This window comes from Acholeplasma hippikon, assembly GCF_900660755.1.
GTDB classification, from domain to species: domain Bacteria; phylum Bacillota_I; class Bacilli_A; order Acholeplasmatales; family Acholeplasmataceae; genus Acholeplasma; species Acholeplasma hippikon.
Genome location: NZ_LR215050.1, coordinates 379,100 through 401,235, shown reverse-complemented (window position 1 = coordinate 401,235; position 22,136 = coordinate 379,100). Strand labels below are relative to the sequence as shown.

The 22,136-nt window shown below is 29.9% G+C and carries 20 protein-coding genes; 15 read left to right on the top strand and 5 right to left on the bottom strand.

Annotated elements, in window-relative coordinates:
- Positions 1-53: 53 nt before the first annotated feature.
- The 9 genes from EXC59_RS01935 to EXC59_RS01895 all read left to right on the top strand — a co-directional run bounded on the left by EXC59_RS01935 (position 54) and on the right by EXC59_RS01895 (position 10,699).
- Positions 54-401 carry a single-stranded DNA-binding protein gene (locus EXC59_RS01935; protein WP_035369535.1) on the top strand — a complete coding sequence of 116 codons (348 nt, stop codon included), beginning with the start codon at positions 54-56 and terminating at the stop codon, positions 399-401.
- A gap of 44 nt (positions 402-445) precedes the next feature.
- On the top strand, positions 446-1,219 hold the full coding sequence (locus tag EXC59_RS01930) for a hypothetical protein (RefSeq protein WP_035369537.1): 774 nt from the start codon (positions 446-448) through the stop codon (positions 1,217-1,219).
- Between the two features lie 134 nt (positions 1,220-1,353).
- Complete coding sequence (pepV, locus tag EXC59_RS01925) at positions 1,354-2,730, top strand: dipeptidase PepV (RefSeq protein ID WP_035369538.1); 1,377 nt, start codon at positions 1,354-1,356, stop codon at positions 2,728-2,730.
- Between the two features lie 21 nt (positions 2,731-2,751).
- A complete protein-coding gene (thyA, locus tag EXC59_RS01920) occupies positions 2,752-3,618 on the top strand; it encodes a thymidylate synthase (protein WP_035369625.1) in 867 nt (288 codons plus the stop codon).
- On the top strand, positions 3,615-4,079 hold the full coding sequence (locus EXC59_RS01915; protein WP_035369539.1) for a dihydrofolate reductase: 465 nt from the start codon (positions 3,615-3,617) through the stop codon (positions 4,077-4,079). The genes thyA and EXC59_RS01915 overlap by 4 nt, the downstream gene beginning before the upstream one ends.
- 6 nt (positions 4,080-4,085) lie before the next feature.
- Positions 4,086-4,871, top strand: coding sequence for a lysophospholipid acyltransferase family protein (locus EXC59_RS01910; RefSeq protein WP_035369541.1), 786 nt, complete (start codon positions 4,086-4,088; stop codon positions 4,869-4,871).
- Positions 4,872-4,940: 69 nt separating this feature from the next.
- Positions 4,941-7,346: a PD-(D/E)XK nuclease family protein gene (locus EXC59_RS01905; RefSeq protein WP_162849167.1), complete on the top strand. Its 2,406-nt coding sequence runs from the start codon at positions 4,941-4,943 to the stop codon at positions 7,344-7,346.
- A complete protein-coding gene (locus EXC59_RS01900; RefSeq protein WP_035369544.1) occupies positions 7,333-10,389 on the top strand; it encodes a UvrD-helicase domain-containing protein in 3,057 nt (1,018 codons plus the stop codon). The genes EXC59_RS01905 and EXC59_RS01900 overlap by 14 nt, the downstream gene beginning before the upstream one ends.
- The gene (locus EXC59_RS01895; RefSeq protein ID WP_035369545.1) at positions 10,382-10,699 is read left to right on the top strand and encodes a hypothetical protein; all 318 of its coding nucleotides are present in this window, start codon (positions 10,382-10,384) and stop codon (positions 10,697-10,699) included. Before EXC59_RS01900 ends, EXC59_RS01895 begins: the two co-directional genes overlap by 8 nt.
- Before the next feature lie 26 nt (positions 10,700-10,725).
- Here the strand turns inward: EXC59_RS01895 and EXC59_RS01890 are convergent, their stop codons facing one another.
- Positions 10,726-11,295: a histidine phosphatase family protein gene (locus EXC59_RS01890; protein ID WP_051659045.1), complete on the bottom strand. Its 570-nt coding sequence runs from the start codon at positions 11,293-11,295 to the stop codon at positions 10,726-10,728.
- 80 nt (positions 11,296-11,375) lie between these two features.
- On the opposite strand from EXC59_RS01890, the gene EXC59_RS01885 reads away from it, so the two are divergent.
- The 5 genes from EXC59_RS01885 to EXC59_RS01865 all read left to right on the top strand — a co-directional run bounded on the left by EXC59_RS01885 (position 11,376) and on the right by EXC59_RS01865 (position 15,648).
- Positions 11,376-11,669 (top strand): hypothetical protein, encoded by a 294-nt coding sequence (locus tag EXC59_RS01885; RefSeq protein ID WP_129614237.1) that lies wholly within the window; start codon positions 11,376-11,378, stop codon positions 11,667-11,669.
- A gap of 47 nt (positions 11,670-11,716) precedes the next feature.
- Positions 11,717-13,018, top strand: coding sequence for a pyrimidine-nucleoside phosphorylase (locus EXC59_RS01880; RefSeq protein ID WP_162164043.1), 1,302 nt, complete (start codon positions 11,717-11,719; stop codon positions 13,016-13,018).
- The gene (gene rsmD / locus EXC59_RS01875; RefSeq protein ID WP_035369550.1) at positions 13,015-13,563 is read left to right on the top strand and encodes a 16S rRNA (guanine(966)-N(2))-methyltransferase RsmD; all 549 of its coding nucleotides are present in this window, start codon (positions 13,015-13,017) and stop codon (positions 13,561-13,563) included. The genes EXC59_RS01880 and rsmD overlap by 4 nt, the downstream gene beginning before the upstream one ends.
- A gap of 62 nt (positions 13,564-13,625) precedes the next feature.
- The gene (locus EXC59_RS01870; protein ID WP_035369552.1) at positions 13,626-13,841 is read left to right on the top strand and encodes a YneF family protein; all 216 of its coding nucleotides are present in this window, start codon (positions 13,626-13,628) and stop codon (positions 13,839-13,841) included.
- A gap of 823 nt (positions 13,842-14,664) precedes the next feature.
- A complete protein-coding gene (locus tag EXC59_RS01865; protein ID WP_035369556.1) occupies positions 14,665-15,648 on the top strand; it encodes an asparaginase in 984 nt (327 codons plus the stop codon).
- 47 nt (positions 15,649-15,695) lie between these two features.
- Here EXC59_RS01865 and deoB read toward each other — a convergent pair whose 3' ends face one another.
- From deoB to lepA, 4 genes are all read right to left on the bottom strand, one after another.
- Positions 15,696-16,889: a phosphopentomutase gene (gene deoB, locus EXC59_RS01860; protein ID WP_035369558.1), complete on the bottom strand. Its 1,194-nt coding sequence runs from the start codon at positions 16,887-16,889 to the stop codon at positions 15,696-15,698.
- On the bottom strand, positions 16,879-17,790 hold the full coding sequence (gene xerD, locus EXC59_RS01855; protein WP_035369560.1) for a site-specific tyrosine recombinase XerD: 912 nt from the start codon (positions 17,788-17,790) through the stop codon (positions 16,879-16,881). Before xerD ends, deoB begins: the two co-directional genes overlap by 11 nt.
- Positions 17,787-18,878: a radical SAM family heme chaperone HemW gene (hemW, locus tag EXC59_RS01850; protein WP_162164044.1), complete on the bottom strand. Its 1,092-nt coding sequence runs from the start codon at positions 18,876-18,878 to the stop codon at positions 17,787-17,789. The genes xerD and hemW overlap by 4 nt, the downstream gene beginning before the upstream one ends.
- A gap of 364 nt (positions 18,879-19,242) precedes the next feature.
- Positions 19,243-21,072, bottom strand: a complete 1,830-nt coding sequence (gene lepA, locus EXC59_RS01845) for a translation elongation factor 4 (protein ID WP_035369568.1) — start codon at positions 21,070-21,072, stop codon at positions 19,243-19,245.
- A 271-nt stretch (positions 21,073-21,343) separates the two neighbouring features.
- On the opposite strand from lepA, the gene EXC59_RS01840 reads away from it, so the two are divergent.
- Entirely contained in the window at positions 21,344-22,105 is a 762-nt protein-coding gene (locus EXC59_RS01840; protein WP_035369569.1) for a hypothetical protein, read from the top strand.
- Positions 22,106-22,136: the final 31 nt, after the last annotated feature.

Sequence of the window (22,136 nt, the reverse complement as noted above, 5' to 3'; positions counted from 1 at the left end):
TTAAAAAATGAACGTTTTATAATGATTGATGTAAAGGAAAGAGGTAATTAAAAATGACATTTGTTAATTTAATTGGAAGAGTTGTAAGTTTCGAAGCGAAACAAAGTGAAAATGGAGTGAATTATACAGACTTAAGAGTATCTGTGATGAGACCATATAAAAACTATCAAGGACAATATGAAACAGACTACTTTAGAATGAATTTATTTGATGCTTTACATAAAAAAGCTCAAGATTATTTATATAAAGGAATGGGGATTGCTATTAAAGGACGTTTAGAAACTTCTAAGTGGGTTGATGAACATGATCAAAATCGTTCAAGCATTAATATTATTTGTGAAAGATTGATTTTCTTACCTAAAGAAGGTGAAGAATTTAGTGCAAATTTGAATGAAGAATAACAAATAAATTATGTTATAATGATTACAATAAGGAGGAGAATATCATGGTATTATGGATTCTTTTAGGTTCAGCAATATTCCTCATGATTCTACTTTATTTAATCATTGGACCACATAAAGTTTATTTAACATCAGCAATTTATGGTGCAATTGCAATTGCAGCTGCGACATTATTAATTGTTTTCTATAAAGATTTATATATCTTTGATTTATTTGCATTATTAATGCCGTATATTATTTTAATGCCAGTACATATAACGATTAAATACTTTATTAATAGTTATGTCCTTCAAGACGATCAAAGAAGTCAAAATTATATTTCAGCTGTTTACAACAAAGTCAATAATGTTTTATGGATTATAGAAGCTTTCTTATTAGTGCTTTTAACATTTGCATTAGTTGACGCGATTTATGATGGATTTGACGGATTAAGTATTTCAATGATCTCAGTTGTTGGTGGGCTCATGATCATTATTTTATTTATCGTTATCTTCCAAGGATATAATAAAAAGTTTAATTACGTTATTGTTGTTGGTGATGATAAAAAGATTTATAAATTTAAAACAAATAAAAAACGCTTCTTCGTAAAACAAGTTCTAGGTAATGAAGTAAAAGTTTATCCAAGAGGTATTTACTTTGAAGAAGGTGAAATAACCTATTTGTTCTACATTAAAGATAATATTAAAGTTATAGAAACATTCTTTAAACCATATAAATCTGAACTATTCAGCTATTTAAAAAAATACATTGAATCAAGTCATGATTTGGAAATGGAATATAATAACTATATCGAAATGAAACAAAATAAGTCTAATTAGTTTAGACTTATTTTTTTATTATTGAAATTTACTCTATTTATAACATAGTTATAAAGAAAAAGTAAAAAAGGTAAGTATGTAGTTGTTTGAAAAATATTCATTTAGTGGTAAAATCTAAGGAAGGAGTGATGATTATGAATATCGATTTTAAAGCGTTAGTGCTTAAATATAAAGACCAAATGATTAAAGATACTCAGGACTTATTAAGAATTGATTCTGAATTAACTACATTTGATCCAGAAAGAATTGGTGCGCCTTTTGGAGAAGGAAATAAACAAGCACTTGATTTCATGCTAAATATGGCAAATAAAGATGGTTTTAGAACTGAAAATGTAGATGGGTATGCTGGTCACATTGAATTTGGTGATAGCGAAGATTACATTGGTTCAATTGGACACTTAGATGTTGTGCCTGCAGGAACTGGTTGGACTTATCCTCCATATGGTGCTGAAATTCATGATAATAAAATTTATGCTCGTGGTGCTGAAGATGATAAAGGACCTACAATGGCAGTTTATTATGCTATGAAGATTTTAAAAGAAGAAGGTATCAAGTTATCTAAACGTATTAAATTAATTTTAGGTATTGATGAAGAATCTGGATGGAGATGTGTGAACTATTACTTTAAAAAGTATCCTCAAGCTCCAGTAGCAGGATTTATTTCTGATGCTGACTTCCCATTAATCTATGCAGAAAAAGGTATTACATCTACAATTATTCGTGGGTCATTTGATAATTCAGTGGTTCGCAAAATTGAAGGTGGTTTACGTTCAAATATGGTTCCAGAATCAGCAAGAGCCTATATTGTTAAAGATTTAGCATATAAAGAAAAATTTGAAAATTATTTAAAAGAACATAATCTAGTTGGAAAAGTAAGTGTTGATGATGAAGAATTAATCTTAGAAGTAGAAGGTAAATCAGCACACGGTTCATTACCACAAGATGGAGTAAATGCAATTCACTTAATGTTCAATGCATTAAATTATATGGGTATTTCTAATGAATTCATTGAATTTGTTAATAAATACTTAAATAATGACTATCTTGGAGTTAAATTAGGTATCGCTTATACAGACAAAGAAATGGGCGAATTAACAGTTAACTGGGGTACATTAAAAACTGAAGGTAATCGATTTGAAATTGTCTTAAATCTTCGTTATCCAAATGGTGTAAATTACCAAAAAGATGTATTTGAACATATCGAAACACTATTAATTGAAGACTACAAAGTAACTGTAGAACATCATCAAAAATTATTATATAAAGATCCAAACTCTCACTTAATTAAAACATTAATGGGAATTTATAAGAAACATACTGGCGATGAATCACCTGCAATTTCAATTGGTGGCGGAACTTTCGCAAGAGCAACTGATAATGTTGTTGCTTTTGGTCCACATTTCCCAGGTAAGCCAACTTATATTCACCAAAAGGATGAATTTATTGACATTGATGATTTAATTACAGCGACAATCATTTATACAGAAAGTTTCTATGAACTAGCAAAATAAACTATGATAAGGGGATAAATTATGAAACAGTACTTAGATTTAGCAAGGCACATCATGGAACATGGCATTGAAAAGACTGATAGAACAGGTACTGGTACGAAATCAATTTTCGGATATCAGATGCGTTTTGACCTAAATGAAGGATTCCCGCTTGTTACAACTAAAAAAACATTTTTAAAAGGTATTATTCATGAATTATTATGGTTTATTAAAGGTGATACCAATATTCGTTATTTAGTTCGTCATGGTGTAAATATTTGGACAGATTGGCCATATAAAAAATATAAAGAATCAAATGAATATATGGGTGAAACCATGAAAGAATTCCAAGAAAAAATCATTAATAGTGATGAGTTTGCTGCTAAATGGGGCGATTTAGGTCCTGTTTATGGTTCTCAATGGCGCAATTTTAATGGTGTTGACCAACTCCAATATATTTTAGACCAACTTAAAAATAATCCGGATTCAAGAAGAATGGTCTTATCTGCATGGAATCCTGCTGATATTGATAAAATGACCCTACCACCATGTCATACGCTAATCCAAGTATATGTTGTTAATAATAAATTATCTCTACAACTTTATCAAAGAAGCGGTGATGTCTTCTTAGGCATTCCGTTTAATATAGCATCCTATGCATTATTTATGATGATGCTTACACAAGTTACAGGGTTAGAACTTGGTGAATTTGTTCATACAATTGGTGATGCGCATATTTATAAAAATCACTATGATCAAATTAACCTACAATTAACACGTACGCCTCGTCCATTACCGAAACTAAAGATTAATCCAGAAGTTAAAAGCCTTTTTGACTTCAAATATGAAGATTTTGAGCTCGAAGGGTATGACCCATATCCAGCAATTAAAGGTGAAGTAGCCGTATGATTAAGTCAATTTGGGCAATGGATGTTAACTGGTTAATTGGAAAAGACAACGAACTTCCATGGCATTATAAAGAAGATTTAGCATTTTTTAAAGAAAAAACACAAGGGAAAACTGTTTTAATGGGAGATGCAACTTACCGCTCATTAAAAAGTTACTATAAAACAAAACCATTACCTTACGGTAAAATTTATGTAGCTAACCTTGTAGATGAGGTTTATCCAGATGCAACATTAGTAAAAGATGTTGTAGATTTTGTTAAAAACTTCAAAGATGAACTTTGGATTATTGGTGGAAAAATGATATATCAGTTAACCTTACCGTATGCTGATATACTCTATATTACACATGTACTTAATTTTCATGAAGGTAATGTGTATTTTACAAAGTTCAATTTATCAGATTATAAACTAGTTGAGAAAAGAATGAGCAATGGCTTAATCTTTGCAACTTATAAAAAGTAGGTTTTTATGTTTATAGCATTATTTTTCATAACAATTTTAGCTTTTGCAGTTCCAATGTCACTATTTGTTTTAGGCGGCTGGTATATTGCATTATGGATAGCAATTGGTATCTTTTTAGGATATTTCATGCTTGCCTTTGGCTTAATTGCATCAACATACATCTTAGAGCGAGTATCTATTCATAATCGTTTTAAAAACTATGTGTTTAGATCAGCAGCATTTGCTATTGGCAGATTTTACTTTAATCTTCGTATTAAAGTCATAAATAAAGAAAAAATTCCTTTAACTGGTGGTATGGTTGTTTATGCTAACCATAAATCGGCATTAGATCCTGTGATTTTATTACAAATTATTAAACGTCCTACAGGTTACACACCGAAAGACTCACTATTTAAAATTCCCTTTTTACGACGTTTCATGTTAGGGATTGGTAGTATGCCAATTTATCGTGGAGATGACCGTAAGACGTTAAAAGGGTTATTAAAAGCCATTGAAAATGTCAAAGAAGGATTCGCAATGTGTGTATTTCCTGAAGGCGGCAGAAAAAATCGTGAAACTGATGAAGTAAAAGAAACCAAAGCAGGTTCATTTAAAATGGCATTAAAGTCACAAGCGACTATTTTACCAATGACAATTAATGGTAGCTCAAAAATTGCTAAACAAGCGCCATTTAGAAGAACTAAAATTACAGTAGTTGTTTCAGATCCTATTCCATATGAAGTCTATAAAGATATGACAACACAAGAAATTGGTGAAATGGTTCAACTAAAGCTCAATGAAGGTAAAATTTAAAAAGCACTTAGGTGCTTTTTTTCTTTAAGACTCTGTTTTAACAATGTTATAATGAAAGAAAGAGGTCTAATGATGAAGATAAAAGAATTATTTAATATATTAAATAAAAATGATTTACTGGTCTTAAATAATGCAATTAAAAATGAATTTATTGCGTATAAATCAACATATGAACTAAAAAATAGAAAAATACTTCCTTTTAAAGTGTTAGGCGAAAAGGACTTTTTAAATTATATTACCTTCAGTTGTGATGATGAAGTTATTTTAAATGCACTAGAATCATTAAACTTACCTATTTCTATTATTAATGAAATGTTGTCATTTATTCAATATGATATAAAAAATCATGAAGCATTAATGAAGTTTTATGAAGCAAATGAAAAATTCTTTAATAAACATCAAAAGTTTATGAACTATATCCAAGATAAAAAAATATATTTTATCGAAGAACCAATCTATTTAAAAGAAGTACTTAAGAAACTAAACATTTCATATGAAGTAATCCATTTGACTTATGAAAACGAAGTAAATGTAAAAAAATTCACCTCAAAACAACATGAATTACTTCATTTGTTTGAAGATATCCTAAAAGAACTATCAAATGGGACTAGATTAGGTGATCTTTATCTATCGAATGTAACAGAAGCTGATCTTAAAGAAATTAAAAAATATGCATCAATTTATCAAATTCCAATTAACCTGAATGAAAAAGTTAATCTTTTTGACTATAAACTAACAAAGGAACTTGCTAAACTTAGCATAAGTGAATTAAGAATATTATTAAACGATGAATTAACATTAAAAAAGAAATATGAAGACTATATTAACTTTGATGAGAATTTATTTAATCAAATTATTGATCATTTTATAGAAATTATTAATAAATATCCAAATGATTATGAAGAGAAACTCTTACATCAAGTTTTATTGTATGAATTAAAATCAAGGAATATTCAACTAGATTCAATCAAAGATGCAATCAATGTTGTTTCTCTTGATAGCATTCCATATTTGGTTGATAAAAAAGTATATATCATTCATGCTGTTTATGAAGTTTTCCCTTCAATTTATAAAGATAACGCATATCTTTCAGATAAAGAAAAAAAACTTATTGGGTATCCAACAAGCCAAGAACTCAATCTACATACCTATAATTATTTAAGTAATTTAATCAAGCATGAAAATATTAAGTATATTTCATTTTCAATTAAAGATAAGTACACGACTTATGCTCCAAGTGACATCATCTTACCATATGTAAAAAAAGATTTTGATGATTTAAATATAAATGATTTAACATCAAATAGAGCAATTAGTATATATAAAGACTTATTTAAAAATAATGAATCTGGTAAAAATTTGGTTATGTTTACTCCTGGTTTTAAATTGAATCCGGATGAAAAGCGTAGGATGGATTTATATCTAAAACAAAGTATAATTAAGTTTACTCCAACACAATTAATTGAATACATCAAAAGTCCATTTATGTTTTACATAAAACACATATTATTGTTAAGTAATTATAAAATTGATGTTTCAACTAAGATTGGTAATTTTTTCCATACATTAGTTGAAGTGATGTATCTGATAAACTTCAAAGATGTTGTTGAAGTAGAAAAATCATCGTTAAATGATCCGGAATTAATTATTTATATTGAAAAGCATATCAATCTTGATGTTGATTCAAATAAACTTTTTGAGGATGTTAAAACAATTTATTTTAAACACGAAATAAATTTAGTGAATAAAATAGTCTATGAAAATGACTTTATCTCGTTAGATAAAAAGTTAGCTATTGAGACATTATTCTTTGTCGATAAAAATAAAGAACGTATGATTCGAGCCTTAACATTACTTTTAGAGTTAGAATCAGATGAACCATCATATAAACTTTATGTAGAAAAAGAAATAAGCTATCAAAACTATAAAGGTCGCGCTGATTTAATTAAAGTACATCCTGATGAAAGGTCATTTAGTATTATGGACTTCAAATCAAGCGCAAAAGAATCATTTAGTAAGGATAAAATTATTGAGTTATTAACAATATTAGATGAAAACTATGATGCTAAAATAAACCTCAAACAACTTAGTTTACTTCAATTAATTATTTATGCTTATTTGTTAAGTGTAAACGATGAAAAATTAATCTTTAGAGATGTCTCGTTCTTTAGTTTCTTAGAAAGTGATTTGAAATTAAATTCGCTTCAAACAACTGATTTAAATACGAAATATTACATATCAAGGGACAATAGAAAAATAGAATCATATGAATTAACTGATTTATATCAAAAACTAGAATCACTATTAGGTGAAGTCGCATATCGCATTAAAAACTTATTGTTTGAAAACGAAGTAAGAAAATCAACTGACTATAAGCATAATTTAAAAAATGAAGACTATAAAGCATTTCAAGCAATTACTTTCTATTCTAAATATAGTTTAGAACAATTGGAGGATTCACTTGAAGACGATTGAACAATTAATTAAAGAAGGGTCTAATCCTTTCCAAGCAGAAGTTATTAATAATCGCAGTAAAGAGTTAATCGTTCCTGCAGGGGCAGGTAGTGGTAAAACGAAAACACTGGTTACTAAAATGATAGAAATCATTTATGATGGCGCGTCATTAGATGATTTTTTAGTGTTAACATTTACTAAAAAAGCAGCAAATGAAATGAAGGAAAGAATTAAGAAAATATTACTTCAAGGTCCTTATAAAGATTTAGCAAATCGTGTGGATAGTGCATATGTTTCAACCTTTGACTCATATGCATATAACTTTGTAAAACAACACGCTTCAAAAATAAATTTGGATTCAAACTTAGAATTACTTGATCAAGCAGTATTTAACATCACGAAACAAGAAATAATGGAAGAACTGATGCTTCACTATATGATTCATGGTGATAATGCTGCTAAAGATTTCTTATACAATTTCACTGATAAGAAATCAAGTCAGACATTAATTGAGAATTTAATCAATTTACATGATAAATTAAGTAGTGATATAAGTTTAGAAAATATAAACATTGAAACACTCATACTAAACATACCTTTAATTGATTTATCTAATTTTAAACAAAAATTATTAGATATTGATGAAACTTTTGTTGAAGACGAAAAGAATGAAGAAATACTAATTTCTTACTATGAATATATTCGTTATTTAAATGGTGAAAGAACAGAAGATTGTGATTTAAGCAAAAAACGTTTAAATTGGACGATGTTTGATGAATCTGTTAAAGAACTTTATCAAGATAAAATTAATAAAGTTTTAAAGAAAGTTAAAGATTTAAAGAAAAACTTCACCAAAAGAGATGATGTCATTTTTTATCACCAAATTCGTTTGACATATACAGAAGTTTTAGTCAAAATATTAAAAGACTTTGATCAAAGATTAAATCAATTTAAAAAAGAAACAAATAAGTATGAATTTAAAGATATTTCTAATTTCTTAAATAAAATATTAAGAGAAAATATTGATGTAAGAAACCGATTAAAAGAACAATTTAAATATATCTTCGTTGATGAATACCAAGATACCTCTCAAGTTCAATCTGACTTTTTAGACATGTTAATTGAAAATAATGATCATATTCATGTGATGTACGTTGGGGATATTAAACAAAGTATTTATAAATTTAGAAATGCCAAGCCTGAAACATTTATTCGTAAACAAGAAGAGGCATCAGTGATTTCTTTAAACACAAACTACAGAAGTCATAAAAAAATTATTGATTTTGTAAATCAAATATTTATGCGTATTTTAAATGATAAGCATAAATACGACATTAACTATAATGAAAACCATGCGATGTTAAGTGGCTCGACTAAGTTTAACAACGACCCATTAACCGGGGTATACTTAGAAGAATTACATAAAGATTTAGAATTAAAAACAGATATTGCTGAAGAAGCGTTTGTTGTAGGTAACAAAATAAAAGACCTCATGGCTAAAGGACTAATTAAAAATTATAAAGAAGTAGCTGTGCTTGCACGTAATACAACTAATTTTAAAGCGTTTATTGACGTTTTTAACTATTTAGGCATTCCACTTCAAGTCCAGGTCTCTTTAGACTTAAATGAGACATATTTGCTTAAATTAATGGCAAATATCCTCATGCTTGCTAAACTACTGAACACATTTGATAGAGAATCACAAGATATTAAGCGCTTTGCCTATGCAAGTATTTCCCGTAGTGAGCTATTTAATTTAAGTGACTACGAAATATTTAATGACTTAATTGATAGTGATCTAAATTCAACAAGGACTAAACGTCTAGAAATTCATCCTTTAATCTTTGAAAAACTGAATAATTTAAACAAGTTTATCTATACACGATCAAATACTGAGATTGTTTTTTACATGCTTGAAACATTTGAAATAGAAAAAAATATTGTTGAGACTGTTGATAGTTCATTAAAACAATTCCAAATTGATTATCTAGTAAAACTTTGTCAACCAATGAGTGATTTAGGTATTATTGGTGATGAGTTTGTAGAATATTTTTATAAGATTGCTTATGATGACAAGAAATTAGAATTATCTATCTTACAAGAATCAAGTGAAAATAGTGTGAAGATGACGAACATTCACCAATCTAAAGGGTTAGAATATGAAGTATTATTCTTAGTTGGTTTAAACAAATCGTTTGGTGTAAAGAAAACACCTAATTTAAAATATTCATCAGATAACTTATTAGAAATTTATCCTTCATTTGAAACACACGAGAAAAAAGAAGTACTAAAACAAATTGGTCAAACCTATAAAGATGAATTAAAGTCTCGTGAGGAAGTTAGTCAACTAAAAGAGGAATTAAGATTACTCTATGTTGCCTTTACAAGAGCTGAAAAAGCATTGTTTTTAGTGACAACAAAAGAAGATGATCATTCAAATTTAAAGAGTTTTGCTGATTATTTATATGAAAATGACTTTACTGATTTCATTGAAAGTGAAAATATAACCCGACGTAGTGTATTTGAAACACAAGCTGACTTTAGGGATTATTTAAAAGAAAAGAATTATTATTATCCAATTGAAATTGATTTATTAAAGGATGATCAAATTATTTTTGAAAAAGAGGTCATTAAAGACTTAAAGGCATCACGTCATATACAGAGTATACTAAGTGAGGAAGAAAAAAAGAATCTGAAACAAGGGACCAAACTACATGAAAGTTTTGAGTTCTTTACAAGCGAAACAAATGAAACACTAGTAAAAAGATTTATCACGAAAAAATTCGGTCAAAAATCGATTTTAAACGCATCTTTCTTACATCATGAGTATGAATTCATCTATTTTGAAGAAACAAATAAAATAAACGGAATAATTGATTTACTTGCCATTTATGAAGGTGAAATTCATGTGATTGATTATAAAACAACAGATATTGACCCTGATAAGTACAAGAACCAATTATTAACCTATAAAAAATACTTAGAAAATATATTTACATTGCCAGTTAAGACATACCTTTATAGTATTACTCAAGATAAAGTATTAGAGGTTAAACATGATTAGAATTGTTGACATACATGATATTGAGTATAGTCTTGCAGTTAAATATGTAAGAGATGAAATAAAAACAATCGGTAAGAAAATATTAGTGATTATTCACGGATATGGTTCAAGTGGTAGTGAGGCCACATATAAAAAGTTAATTGAAGTTAGAAACATTGGTAAGTCAAGAGTTAAAAAAGGTGAATTAACACTTTCTATTTCTGGACCAGATTTAAATGATCCTAAGTATCGTGCATTGTTCAGTGTAGAAGAAATGAGTAAATTAAATCAATATATTGTTAATAGTGGTGTAACCATTATGAAAAAATAAGAGAGTTCCTCTGAACTCTCTTTTTCTTATAAATCGATTTGTTTAATAACTTCAACTTTATCAGCTGTTACATCAAAGTAAACAATACTTGAATTGCCTACATAATGATTTGTATAAGTGTATTTAGACTTATCTGAACAAATTAATAAAGCTTTAATCACGTGAGCATGTGCAACAAATAAAACTTTTTTATCTTGGTACTTTAAGAATAAATTGTGTGTTGCTTCACGTATTCTTTTTTCTAATGAAGGATTATCTTCAAACTTTTCTTCTCTAAATTCATCTTTAGTAACAACCGGTAAAGCAATATCAATTGACATGCCTTCGTAATTACCAAAATCTCGTTCCATAAAATTTGAATCTAAGAATGAAACTTCCATTCCTAATGTTTTTCCAACGATTTGAGCTGTTTCATGGGCTCTAACGAGCGGAGAAGCACCTAAAATGTCAAATGAATCACCTAAATCCTTTAATAGATTTCCAAGTGTACTTGCTTGATTTCTTCCTGTATCATTTAATGGATTATCTATTCTTCCTTGAACTAAACGTCTATAGTTGTAGTCAGTTTGTCCGTGTCTAATCATTGCTAATATCATATATTTCACCCGGAAGCAATTATAACATCTGAAACACTTTAAAACAACCTTATAATTTGGTAAAATATTTATGAAGGTTGGTGAACGAAGTGGAAAACGCAAAAGAAATATTAGCAAGCATTTGGTCTACAATCGTTAGCTGGTTCCAAACAGCTACAGGATGGTTAGACCCAATTATCAAACCAACAACAGACAACTGGTGGCAAAGCGCATATGATTTATTCATGGGCTTCCCTGCATTACTACAAGTTTTATTAGTTGGCTTCTTAATTTTATTGGTTGTCATGGGATTAATTAGTTTAATCAAAAAATCTATGAAATTAGTCGTTGTAGTAGGTCTGATTGTAGTTATATTCTTAGTACTTCAAAAATAGGCTACTTACAATAGCCTTTTTATATCTATAAAGGAGATTTTTTAAAAATGGAAATCGTCGATTTAATTAACAAGAAAAAATATGGTGGAGTTTTAACAAACGAAGAAATTAACTTTGTTATTGAAAATTACACTAATGGTAATATTCCTGATTACCAAATGTCAGCATTTCTAATGGCTGTTTATTTCCAAGGAATGAATTCTGATGAATCAACAGCATTAGCATTAGCAATGCGTGATAGTGGTGAAGTTGTTGATCTACATGACATCCATGGTGTAAAGGTAGATAAACACTCAACCGGTGGTGTTGGAGACAAAGTAACTTTAGTACTTGCTCCACTCGTAGCGTATTTAGGCGCTAAACTAGCTAAAATGTCAGGACGAGGTTTAGGTCATACTGGAGGAACAATCGATAAATTAGAGTCAATTCCAGGCTTTAACGTTGTTTTACCGTTAGATCAGTTCAAACAACAAGTAAATGAAATTGGATGCGCAGTTGTAGGACAATCTGGAGATATCGCTCCAGCTGATAAAAAGATTTATGCTTTACGTGATGTGACAGCAACGGTTGATTCAATTCCATTAATTGCATCATCAATTATGAGTAAGAAATTAGCATCAGGTGCTGATGCGATTGTCTTAGATGTTAAAGTTGGTTCTGGTGCATTCATGAAGACTAAAGAAGAAGCAATTGAACTTTCTAGATTGATGGTTCAAATTGGTCAAAAAGCTAATAAGAAAGTTACAGCCATTTTAACTTCAATGGATGAACCATTAGGACATAAGATTGGTAACTCACTTGAAGTTTATGAAGCGATTGAAACATTAGAAGGAAATGGACCTGAAGATTTAACAGAAGTTGTATCAGTTATCACAGGACACTTATTAGCACACGCTGGAGTTTCAAAAACTTCTGAAGAAGGATATTTATTAGCGAAAGATACATTAAAGAAAGGTAAAGCATTACCGAACTTCTATCAACTTGTTGAAGCACAAGGTGGCGATGTTGACTTTGTAAAAGACAAGAATAATTTATTAGGACATACAAAACAATTTGTAATCACTGCTGAAAAAGATGGTTACTTAGAAACCGTTGATGCATTAAATTTTGGTATCGCTGCAATGAAGCTTGGTGCAGGCAGAATGAAGAAAGATGACAAACTTGATTTATATGTTGGTTTAGACCTTCATAAAAAGATTGGTGATGAAGTTAAGAAGGGCGATGCTATCGTAACTTTATATCACAATGAAAAAGGCTTAAAAGATGCTATTAAATTGATTAGTGAATCATATGTGATTGGAAATACAAAACGTACATTAAAACTTATTGAAGAGACAATTACTGAATGAGAATTGTAGGTGGTAAAAACCGTAGCAGAATCATTAAGATGGTTCCAAGTGATGATACCAGAGAAACCTCTGATAAAGTGAGACAAGCGGTTTTTAATACATTAGATAATGATATCATCGATGCTCAAGTACTTGATTTATTTGCAGGTTCTGGAGCATACGGATTAGAAGCATTATCTAGAGGCGCAAAGTTTTGTACGTTTAACGATGCTAAACCTTTAGCTATCAAAATAATCAAAGAAAATATTAGTACGTTAAAAGAAGAAAGTAACACTTTAGTCATTCAAAAAGACTATAATGATGCCATTGATAAAATCATTAGAGAGAGCATGAAATTAGATATCATATTTTTAGATCCTCCCTATAAATTAGATATTTATGAGGATGTTATGAATCGATTAATTCCTGCATTAAATGAAGGGGCAATCATCGTAGCAGAGATGATTAAAGAACGAGTTATTGAATTAGAAAGAATTCCAGAATTCGAATTTAGTAAAGAAAGAATTTATGGAACAAAGAAGATAAATTACTTTATCAAAAAATAGAATTGTATTTTAGAAATAAATGAAGTAAAATTAAACTATCAAGTGAAGGAGATAGATGCATTATGGAATGGTACTTTGTGTTATTGATCGCGATTGGTGCATTATTAGTTGGGGGCGTTGCAGGATTCTTTATTGCAAGAGCATGGTTCAAAAAATACTTAGAAAAGAACCCACCAATTGATGAAAGATCAATTAGAGAAATGTTTAGACAAATGGGAAGAACTCCGTCAGAAAAACAAGTAAGACAAGTTCTAGCTTCAATGAAACAAAACAAATAATCAGATAATAAATTATGCGCAGAGATGCGCATTTTTTATTTATAGAAATTTAGGACACATTAACAAATTAAAAAAGTATGTTTACCAAATGTAAACTTAGTATAATAAAAATAAACATAAGAAAAAGACATAATGTTTAAATTTAATAAACAAAAACAAGAATATGAGGGTAGCGAAATTTTAATCATATAGATCATAAGTGTTACCGCACGAGTTTTTAATTACTTCTCCACCAGAGTAGTATTAAAACTCGTTTTTTTATATGATCATTACATTTAAATAAAATAATGTGTACTAGTAAAATTAAAACTCATTAAAAAAAGCATATACACATAGGTTAAAAGAAGTAGAGGTTTTAATTATAGAAAATTCTCTTAAAACGAGCTCATAACGTTTGAGAGCCTAAGACACACATTTGGTCGATGTAATAAGCGTCGAACGCTAATTCACTTATCTCGAAATCATTAATCATACTCATTTATATAAAACGATACAATTAAATACTAAAATAGACTTAATTTCACTGAATTAAATATAATCATCGTGATTATAATATACCCATTTTTATAAATAGAACATACCTTTTTATTTATCAATTACTTCCTATAATGTATATTATGTTAACCATATATTGTTAGCCTAGTGGAGCCAACAAATTGATTTGTGTGGAAAAGTTGATTCTTTATTTCTGTTAAATTTCAGACTGCTGTGGTCGTATAGTGTCTGAATCATATAAAAATGATGATAATTCGATGATTATATTATGAACACTTCATATAACACATTATTTAAATGTAATGTATAATAATATACGGTGATGAATATGAATAAAAAACGAATTTTAATGGTTTTTACAGGTGGAACAATTGCAATGCATAATGATGTGAAGTCTATGCGCGCTATCGTTTCATCGAATAATACTAACTTAATAAACATGATCGAGGATTCATTTAAAGCGTTCGAAATTGATTATGTCGAACATTCCTCTTTCCCAAGTCCTTATATTAAACCTATAGATATGTTTAAAATGGCTAAACTTATTGAATCTCATTTAGAACATAAAAAATATGATGGGGTTGTTATTACACATGGTACAGACACCATGGAGGAGTCAGCTTATTTCTTTGATTTGTACTTTAATATTGAAACTCCAATCGTTTTTACTGGTGCTATGAGAAATCTTTCAGAACTTGGTTATGATGGTCTTTCAAATATATTTTCATCAATCTTAGTTGCTGCATCTTTAGAGTCTAGAGGACGCGGTGTGTTACTAGTTATGAATGATGAAATTAATTCAGCAGCTGAGGTGATGAAGACTCACACGGTTGCTCTTGATACTTTCAAATCTTTAGAGTTTGGACCTCTTGGAATCGTCGATTCTCAAGATGTTATCTATTATCGTTCTAATACAAATACTAAACCGAATCTTACAATTAGTAAACTTACAAAAAGGGTAGAAATTATCAAAGTTGCTTCAGGAAGTGACTCATTATTATTGGATTTCTTGGTAGATCAAAAGGTGGATGGAATTGTTCTAGAAGCCTTAGGTCGAGGTAATGTTCCACCAATGATGGTTCCTGGAATTACTAGAGCAATCGAAAATCATATACCTATTGTATTAACTTCTAGATGTCCTAAAGGTAGAGTATTTGATACCTATGCATATGAAGGAGGAGGACATCATTTGAAAGAACTAGGTGTCTTATTTAGTGGCAATTTATCTAGTCAAAAAGCGAGAATTAAACTTCTGCTTGCTTTAGAAAAAATTAGTAATTTAGACGAATTACATCAATATTTTGACAATTAAAAAAGGGTGCGAAAGGCACCCTTTTATTTATATTTACTAAACTCATTTTATTTTAAATCGTTTAAGAAACTCTTACCAAATTTTGGTTTTTCTGTGTTGAATATTTTATTGATTGTATATCCAATATCAGAGAACGTTTTTAATACTGGTAAATTTCCACCAGATTTAAATTGTTTGCTGAATGCAATTAATGGAACGTATTCTCTTGTGTGATCTGTACCAGCATAAGTTGGATCATTACCATGATCTGCAGTGATTAATAGTAAATCATCTTCGTTTAATTTTTCCATTAATAAAGGCAATTGACTATCAAACTCTTCGATTGCTTTCCCGTATCCTTCTACGTCTCTTCTGTGTCCAAATAAAGCATCAAAGTCTACTAAATTTAAGAAACATAAACCTCTGAATTCTTTCTCAGCCCATTCGGTAATTTGCTTCATACCATCCGCATTTGAGACAGTTTTAGAGAATTTATTAATCCCATAACCGTCAAAAATATCGTTTATTTTACCTAATGCAATAACATCAAATCCAGCTTCATCTAGGAAGTTTAATGTTGTTTTATCGCTTGGTTTTAATGCATAATCGTGTCTGTTTGAAGTACGTTTAAAGTTATCTTTATTACTTCCTAAGAACGGTCTAGCAATAACTCTGCCAACTTTCCACTCAGGTTTCATAGTAATTTCACGAGCGATCTCACAGATTCTATACTGTTCTTTAATCGGAATAATTTCTTCGTGCATTGCAATTTGTAGCACGCTATCTGCTGAAGTATAGACAATTAAATCACCAGTTTTCATATGGTGTTCACCGAAATCTTTGATGATTTCAGTACCAGAAGCTGAGATATTTCCAACAACTCTTCTGCCTGTTTTTTCTTCTAATTCTTTAATTAATTCTACTGGGAATCCTGTGTCAGTGAATGTTTGGAAAGGCTTAGTAATATATAAACCCATCATTTCCCAGTGGCCAGTCATTGTGTCTTTTCCTAATGATTGTTCACTAATTTTTGTCACGTATGATGCTAATTTCGGATTAGGATTAATGCCTCTTAATGGGGCAATATTTGCGATTCCTAATTTTTCTAATGTAGGAATTTTAAGATCCATACGCTCTGCAATATGGCCAAATGTATTCGCATTTACATCAGGTACACCAGCATTAAAATAATTGTTTGCATCTGGTGAAGCACCAATTCCTAGTGAATCCATAACAATTAAAAACACACGTTTAAATTTCATTTTCTTCCTCCTTAGCTCTTGGATGAGCGTTATTATAAACTTCTCTTAATCTCTTCTGAGAGATGTGTGTGTAGATTTGTGTAGTTGATATATCTTCATGTCCTAAGAGACTTTGAAGACTTCTTAAATCCATTCCATTCTCCAATAAATGGGTTGCGAATGAATGCCTTAAGGTATGTGGTGAAATTTTTGATGCATCCAAATTAGCATCATTTGCTAATTTTTTTAACACTTTAAAGAATCCAACTCGTGATAATGTTTCACCATTTAAATTTAAAAATAAATAATTTGTAGGCTCTTTTAACAATTGTTCTCTGCCTTTGGTTAGGTAATTTCTAATTGCTAAAGTGGCCATATCAGATATCGGAACCATTCTTTCTTTGTTTCCTTTACCTAAAACAATAATATATGATTGAGCCATATGAATATCTGAAATTTTGATATTTAAGAGTTCGCTAACGCGTAATCCAGAACCATAAATCAGTTCTAATAACGCTACATTTCTTAATCCAAGAGGTGTTGTTTTATCAATTGCCTCTAGTAATTGAACAACCTCTTCAACACTTAATACAGAAGGCAAATTCTTGCTGATTTTAGGGCTTTTAATTCGCTTTGCAATATTCGAATCAACTTCCTTCTCTAAGAATAAAAATTCATGAAAAGATTTGATTGAGGTTAATTTTCTGGCCTGTGTTTTCGCATCCATTCCCTTATTTTTAAGGCTCTTTAAATAACTTTCCAAATGCTTTAATTCTATTTGATCGACTTTTGTAATTTGATGATATTTATTTAAAAATTCCGTATAAAACTGAACATCTTTTAAATATGCACTTATCGTGTTTTTAGATAAGCCTTTTTCATTTTTTAAATAGAAATTATAGTCATTAATTAGGTATTTCATATAAATAACATGAACACTTGATTACCAAGCATCATACCCTTTCTTGTTAATTTGAAATAATCATTTTCAATCTTAACTAATCCTAATTCTATTTTATCTTGTATTTGAGGGTATTTTTCTAATAATTTTATATTATATTTTTGTTCTACATACGGAATATAAATGCCTTTAGTCAATCTTAAACCAAAGATTAATTCATCTTGAAGCTTATCATCTTCTGTTTGAAGTACTTTTTCTTTCGTAAAGTGTTCTAAATATTGAGGTAATCCACGTTCATTATAAGTTCTATAATTATTAATAAAGCCGTGAGCTCCCATGCCAACACCGATATATTCACCTAACGTCCAGTAAATACTATTATGTAATGAGTAATGCCCGTTTTTGGCATAGTTACTTACTTCATACTGTTCAAAGCCCATTTGACTTAATTTATCCATAATGTATTCATACATAATTGCTTCATCGTCTTCATCCATCGGTTTAAAGTTTCCTTTTAGATATTGATGATAAAAGTATGTTTTATCTTCTAATATTAATGAATAATATGAAACATGTGTAATATCTAATTCTTCTAATTTTTTAAGATCATAATCGATTAACTGTAAATTTTGACCAGGAATTGCGAAGATTAAATCAATAGAGATATATTGAATGCCTAGTGATTTTAAATCATCAACAATCCATTTAACATCCTCTTCTTTATGCCCTCTATTCATATATTTAAGTAAATCGTTATTAAATGTTTGTACACCCATTGAAACTCTATTTATGCCGTATTTTTTAAATAATAAACCCTTTTCATGTGTGTAACTTTCAGGATTTAGCTCAATTGAATATTCAATGGGCTTAATTGCCTGAAGTGAGTCAAATAAATAAGTCATTTGATCTACTGTTAACATTGACGGTGTACCACCACCAATAAAAATTGTTTCAATAGAATCAAAGTGTTCTTTATAAGTATTAATTTCATTCCTTAAGCGAATTAAATATTCATCAACCATTTCTTTATTTTTTGGGACTCTTTTAACGAAGTCACAATAATGACAAATATATTCGCAAAATGGAATATGAACATATAAACCTTTCATATTATGTTAACCATTCCTTCTAAGACTATTATACCAAAAAAAAGAGGTATCCAATCCAACTTTGGATACCTCTTTACAAGAGAGGAGAATTTTTCACTTGAATGTGAAAAAAAATAAAAATTAATAAATAAAAGTGTTTTTTTGTGTACTCAACAGTTAATCTTATATAGAAAAAGACCTACTACTTAAAAAGAAATCAACTAGGTGCTTTTTCTAGATTAAATTTTTTGGGTGCTACCCCTAAACCCTATGACAACCCCTTGTCCAATATTATGATATCATGTAAGCGCATTCATGTCAATCAAAATTAGAAGGAAATAATAGACAAAAATAAAACTCCCCGATTATAGGGGAGTTAATTTTCTTATTCGTCAGAGTTTGATAAGATCGCCATGAATGCAGATTGAGGAATCTCAACTCTACCAAATTGTTTCATACGTTTCTTACCTTCTTTTTGTTTCTCTAATAACTTTTTCTTACGAGAAACGTCACCACCATAACATTTAGCTAGAACGTCTTTTCTCATTGCTTTAATTGTTTCTCTAGCAATAATTTTTCCGCCTAAAGCTGCTTGTACTGGAATTTCAAACATTTGACGTGGAATTAATTCCTTTAGCTTTTCTACGATTGCTTTACCGCGTTGATAAGCAAAATCTCTATGTACGATAACTGATAAAGCATCGACAACTTCACCATTTAACATAATATCCATCTTACGTAATTCTGAAGGTTTGTATCCAGCCATTTCATAGTCAAATGATGCGTAACCTTTAGTAGATGATTTTAATTTATCAAAGAAATCATATACGATTTCAGCTAAAGGAATTGTGTAAGTTAACATGACTCTCGTTGGGTCGACATATTTCATATCACCAAAAATACCACGTTTCTTTTGACAAATATCCATTACAGCTCCCACATAGTCTTTAGGTGACATGATGGTTGCTTTTACATATGGTTCTTCAATAAAATCAATTTTTTGAACATCCGGTAAAAATGATGGGTTATCAACTAAAATCATTTCACCATTTGTTTGATGCACGCGATAAATTACAGATGGTGCTGTAGCAATTAATTCAATATTGAATTCTCTTGAAATTCTTTCTTGAATAATATCCATGTGTAATAATCCAAGGAAACCAGTTCTGAAACCAAAGCCTAATGCTTGTGATGTTTCTGGTTCATAGATTAATGATGCGTCATTTAATTTTAATTTTTCTAAAGCTTCTTTCAAATCCTCATATTGATCAGGGTCAATTGGATATAAGCCACAGAATACTACAGGGTTTAATGTTCTATAACCAGGAAGTGCTGTTTTTGCTTGTTTATCAACTTTAGTGATTGTGTCACCGACACGAACATCACCAATTGTTTTAATTGCTGCTGATAAATAACCAACATCACCAGGTCCGAGAACATCGACTTGTTTTTGGCTTGGTGTATAAACTCCAACTTCAACAACTTCAAATTCAGCGCCTGAAGCCATGAACTTGATTGTTTCACCTTTTCTAATTGATCCATTCACCACTCTAATCGTAGGAATAACGCCACGATATTGATCGAAGAATGAGTCGAAAATCAAGGCTTGAAGTGGTTCGTTTTCATCTCCTGTTGGAGCTGGAATATCAGTGACGATTCTTTCTAAAATCTCATCAATACCCAATCCAGATTTACCTGATGCTTTAACAGCTGTTGAAGCATCAATTCCAATTACTTCTTCAATTTCTTGTCTTACTTTTTCAGGTTCTGCTGAAGGTAAGTCTATCTTATTTAATACAGGGATAATTTCTAAATCATTATCTAATGCTAAATATACGTTAGCGAGTGTTTGTGCTTGAATACCTTGTGCAGCATCGACTACTAAAATAGCACCTTCACAAGCAGCTAATGAACGTGAAACTTCATATGTGAAGTCTACGTGACCCGGAGTATCAATTAAATGAAGAATATATTCTTGATTGTCTTTAGCTTTATAAGTTAATTGTACGGCATTTAATTTGATGGTAATACCGCGTTCGCGCTCTAGATCCATTGAGTCTAGAAGTTGTTCTTTCATCTCTCTTTTCTGTACTGCAGATGTCATTTCTAAAATACGGTCAGCCAATGTTGACTTACCGTGGTCAATATGCGCAATAATAGAAAAGTTTCTGATGAATTTTTGTCGTTCGTTTAATGTTTTATATTTCAAGTTCATTCATACCTTTCAATAACGATACTATTGTATCATATTACATATCATGTAAACAATGATAAATTTTTCATTTACTTACAAACACATAAAAAATATTATACTATATCTTTTTTGAATTACTAAATGATTTTATAAAGTGTGAAAAAAAACATACAATTTCATGTATTTTTTTTCAATGAATTTTCTTTTATAACTTTCTTTGACATTTCAAAAATACTAAATTATAATAAGGCTGTAATCAAACGATAAACACAAATTAAGAGGAGGAAATCATATGAAAAAAGTGTTTTTTGCTATGTTCGTATTTGTTGCATCACTAGTATTAGTGGGATGTAACGCAAAAGAAAAAGAGGGGACTGGATACGGTTTAGTACATGGTCACTACGTTGGTGAAGTCAACGTTAAAATGTCAGGTAAGAAAATTAAAGAAATGTCAATTGAAGAATATTTCTTACCATATAATGCAGGTCAAATCGCTGCTAAAGACGAATGGAAAGAAGTTAACGGAGATGAAATCATTGATAAAGCTCCTGCAAACGTAGTTGTTAAAGTGAATGCAAATACAGGTGCTAGAACTTATTATGCTAAATTCTTCTATGTAAACGGTGAAGTTTATGAAGGTTCATTAGATAATTCAAACAATATCCAATACCTAAAAGGTGGAGTTAACATCGAAGCTGAAGTTAAAGATGAAGCTAAAGCTAAAGCTTATGTTGAAGCAGTTAAAGCTGGTAAAGTATTCATCGTTGATAGCGCTACTGCTGCTACTAAATCAACTGAATTAGTTGTAACAGGTAATGCTGCTAAAGCTATGACTAAATCTGAATCAGGTTACTGGAGCGGTGCTAACTATCCATTAGGATGGAAAGGTAACATGGAAGAAGTTATTAAAGCAATGATTGCAGATTATGAAGGTACATTCGCATTAAATGCTGATAAGAAATGGGCTTCAGCTGATTTCGTTTCAGGTGCTACACTATCAGATTTCAAAGATTACCAAGCAGTTACTCAAAGAGCAGTTGCAAACGCTAAATAATAAAATACGATATAGTGTAACGAAATAGGGG

Excerpts from the sequence above, each read along its gene's own strand:
- EXC59_RS01880 (WP_162164043.1), top strand. The coding sequence starts at position 11,717 with ATGGAAATCGTCGATTTAATTAACAAGAAAAAATATGGTGGAGTTTTA.
- lepA (WP_035369568.1), bottom strand. The coding sequence starts at position 21,072 with ATGAACTTGAAATATAAAACATTAAACGAACGACAAAAATTCATCAGA.
- EXC59_RS01935 (WP_035369535.1), top strand. The coding sequence starts at position 54 with ATGACATTTGTTAATTTAATTGGAAGAGTTGTAAGTTTCGAAGCGAAA.
- rsmD (WP_035369550.1), top strand. The coding sequence starts at position 13,015 with ATGAGAATTGTAGGTGGTAAAAACCGTAGCAGAATCATTAAGATGGTT.
- EXC59_RS01870 (WP_035369552.1), top strand. The coding sequence starts at position 13,626 with ATGGAATGGTACTTTGTGTTATTGATCGCGATTGGTGCATTATTAGTT.
- EXC59_RS01910 (WP_035369541.1), top strand. The coding sequence starts at position 4,086 with ATGTTTATAGCATTATTTTTCATAACAATTTTAGCTTTTGCAGTTCCA.
- EXC59_RS01930 (WP_035369537.1), top strand. The coding sequence starts at position 446 with ATGGTATTATGGATTCTTTTAGGTTCAGCAATATTCCTCATGATTCTA.
- EXC59_RS01905 (WP_162849167.1), top strand. The coding sequence starts at position 4,941 with ATGATGAAGATAAAAGAATTATTTAATATATTAAATAAAAATGATTTA.
- EXC59_RS01895 (WP_035369545.1), top strand. The coding sequence starts at position 10,382 with ATGATTAGAATTGTTGACATACATGATATTGAGTATAGTCTTGCAGTT.
- EXC59_RS01890 (WP_051659045.1), bottom strand. The coding sequence starts at position 11,295 with ATGATATTAGCAATGATTAGACACGGACAAACTGACTACAACTATAGA.
- pepV (WP_035369538.1), top strand. The coding sequence starts at position 1,354 with ATGAATATCGATTTTAAAGCGTTAGTGCTTAAATATAAAGACCAAATG.
- EXC59_RS01840 (WP_035369569.1), top strand. The coding sequence starts at position 21,344 with ATGAAAAAAGTGTTTTTTGCTATGTTCGTATTTGTTGCATCACTAGTA.
- thyA (WP_035369625.1), top strand. The coding sequence starts at position 2,752 with ATGAAACAGTACTTAGATTTAGCAAGGCACATCATGGAACATGGCATT.
- xerD (WP_035369560.1), bottom strand. The coding sequence starts at position 17,790 with ATGAAATACCTAATTAATGACTATAATTTCTATTTAAAAAATGAAAAA.
- hemW (WP_162164044.1), bottom strand. The coding sequence starts at position 18,878 with ATGAAAGGTTTATATGTTCATATTCCATTTTGCGAATATATTTGTCAT.
- deoB (WP_035369558.1), bottom strand. The coding sequence starts at position 16,889 with ATGAAATTTAAACGTGTGTTTTTAATTGTTATGGATTCACTAGGAATT.
- EXC59_RS01915 (WP_035369539.1), top strand. The coding sequence starts at position 3,615 with ATGATTAAGTCAATTTGGGCAATGGATGTTAACTGGTTAATTGGAAAA.
- EXC59_RS01865 (WP_035369556.1), top strand. The coding sequence starts at position 14,665 with ATGAATAAAAAACGAATTTTAATGGTTTTTACAGGTGGAACAATTGCA.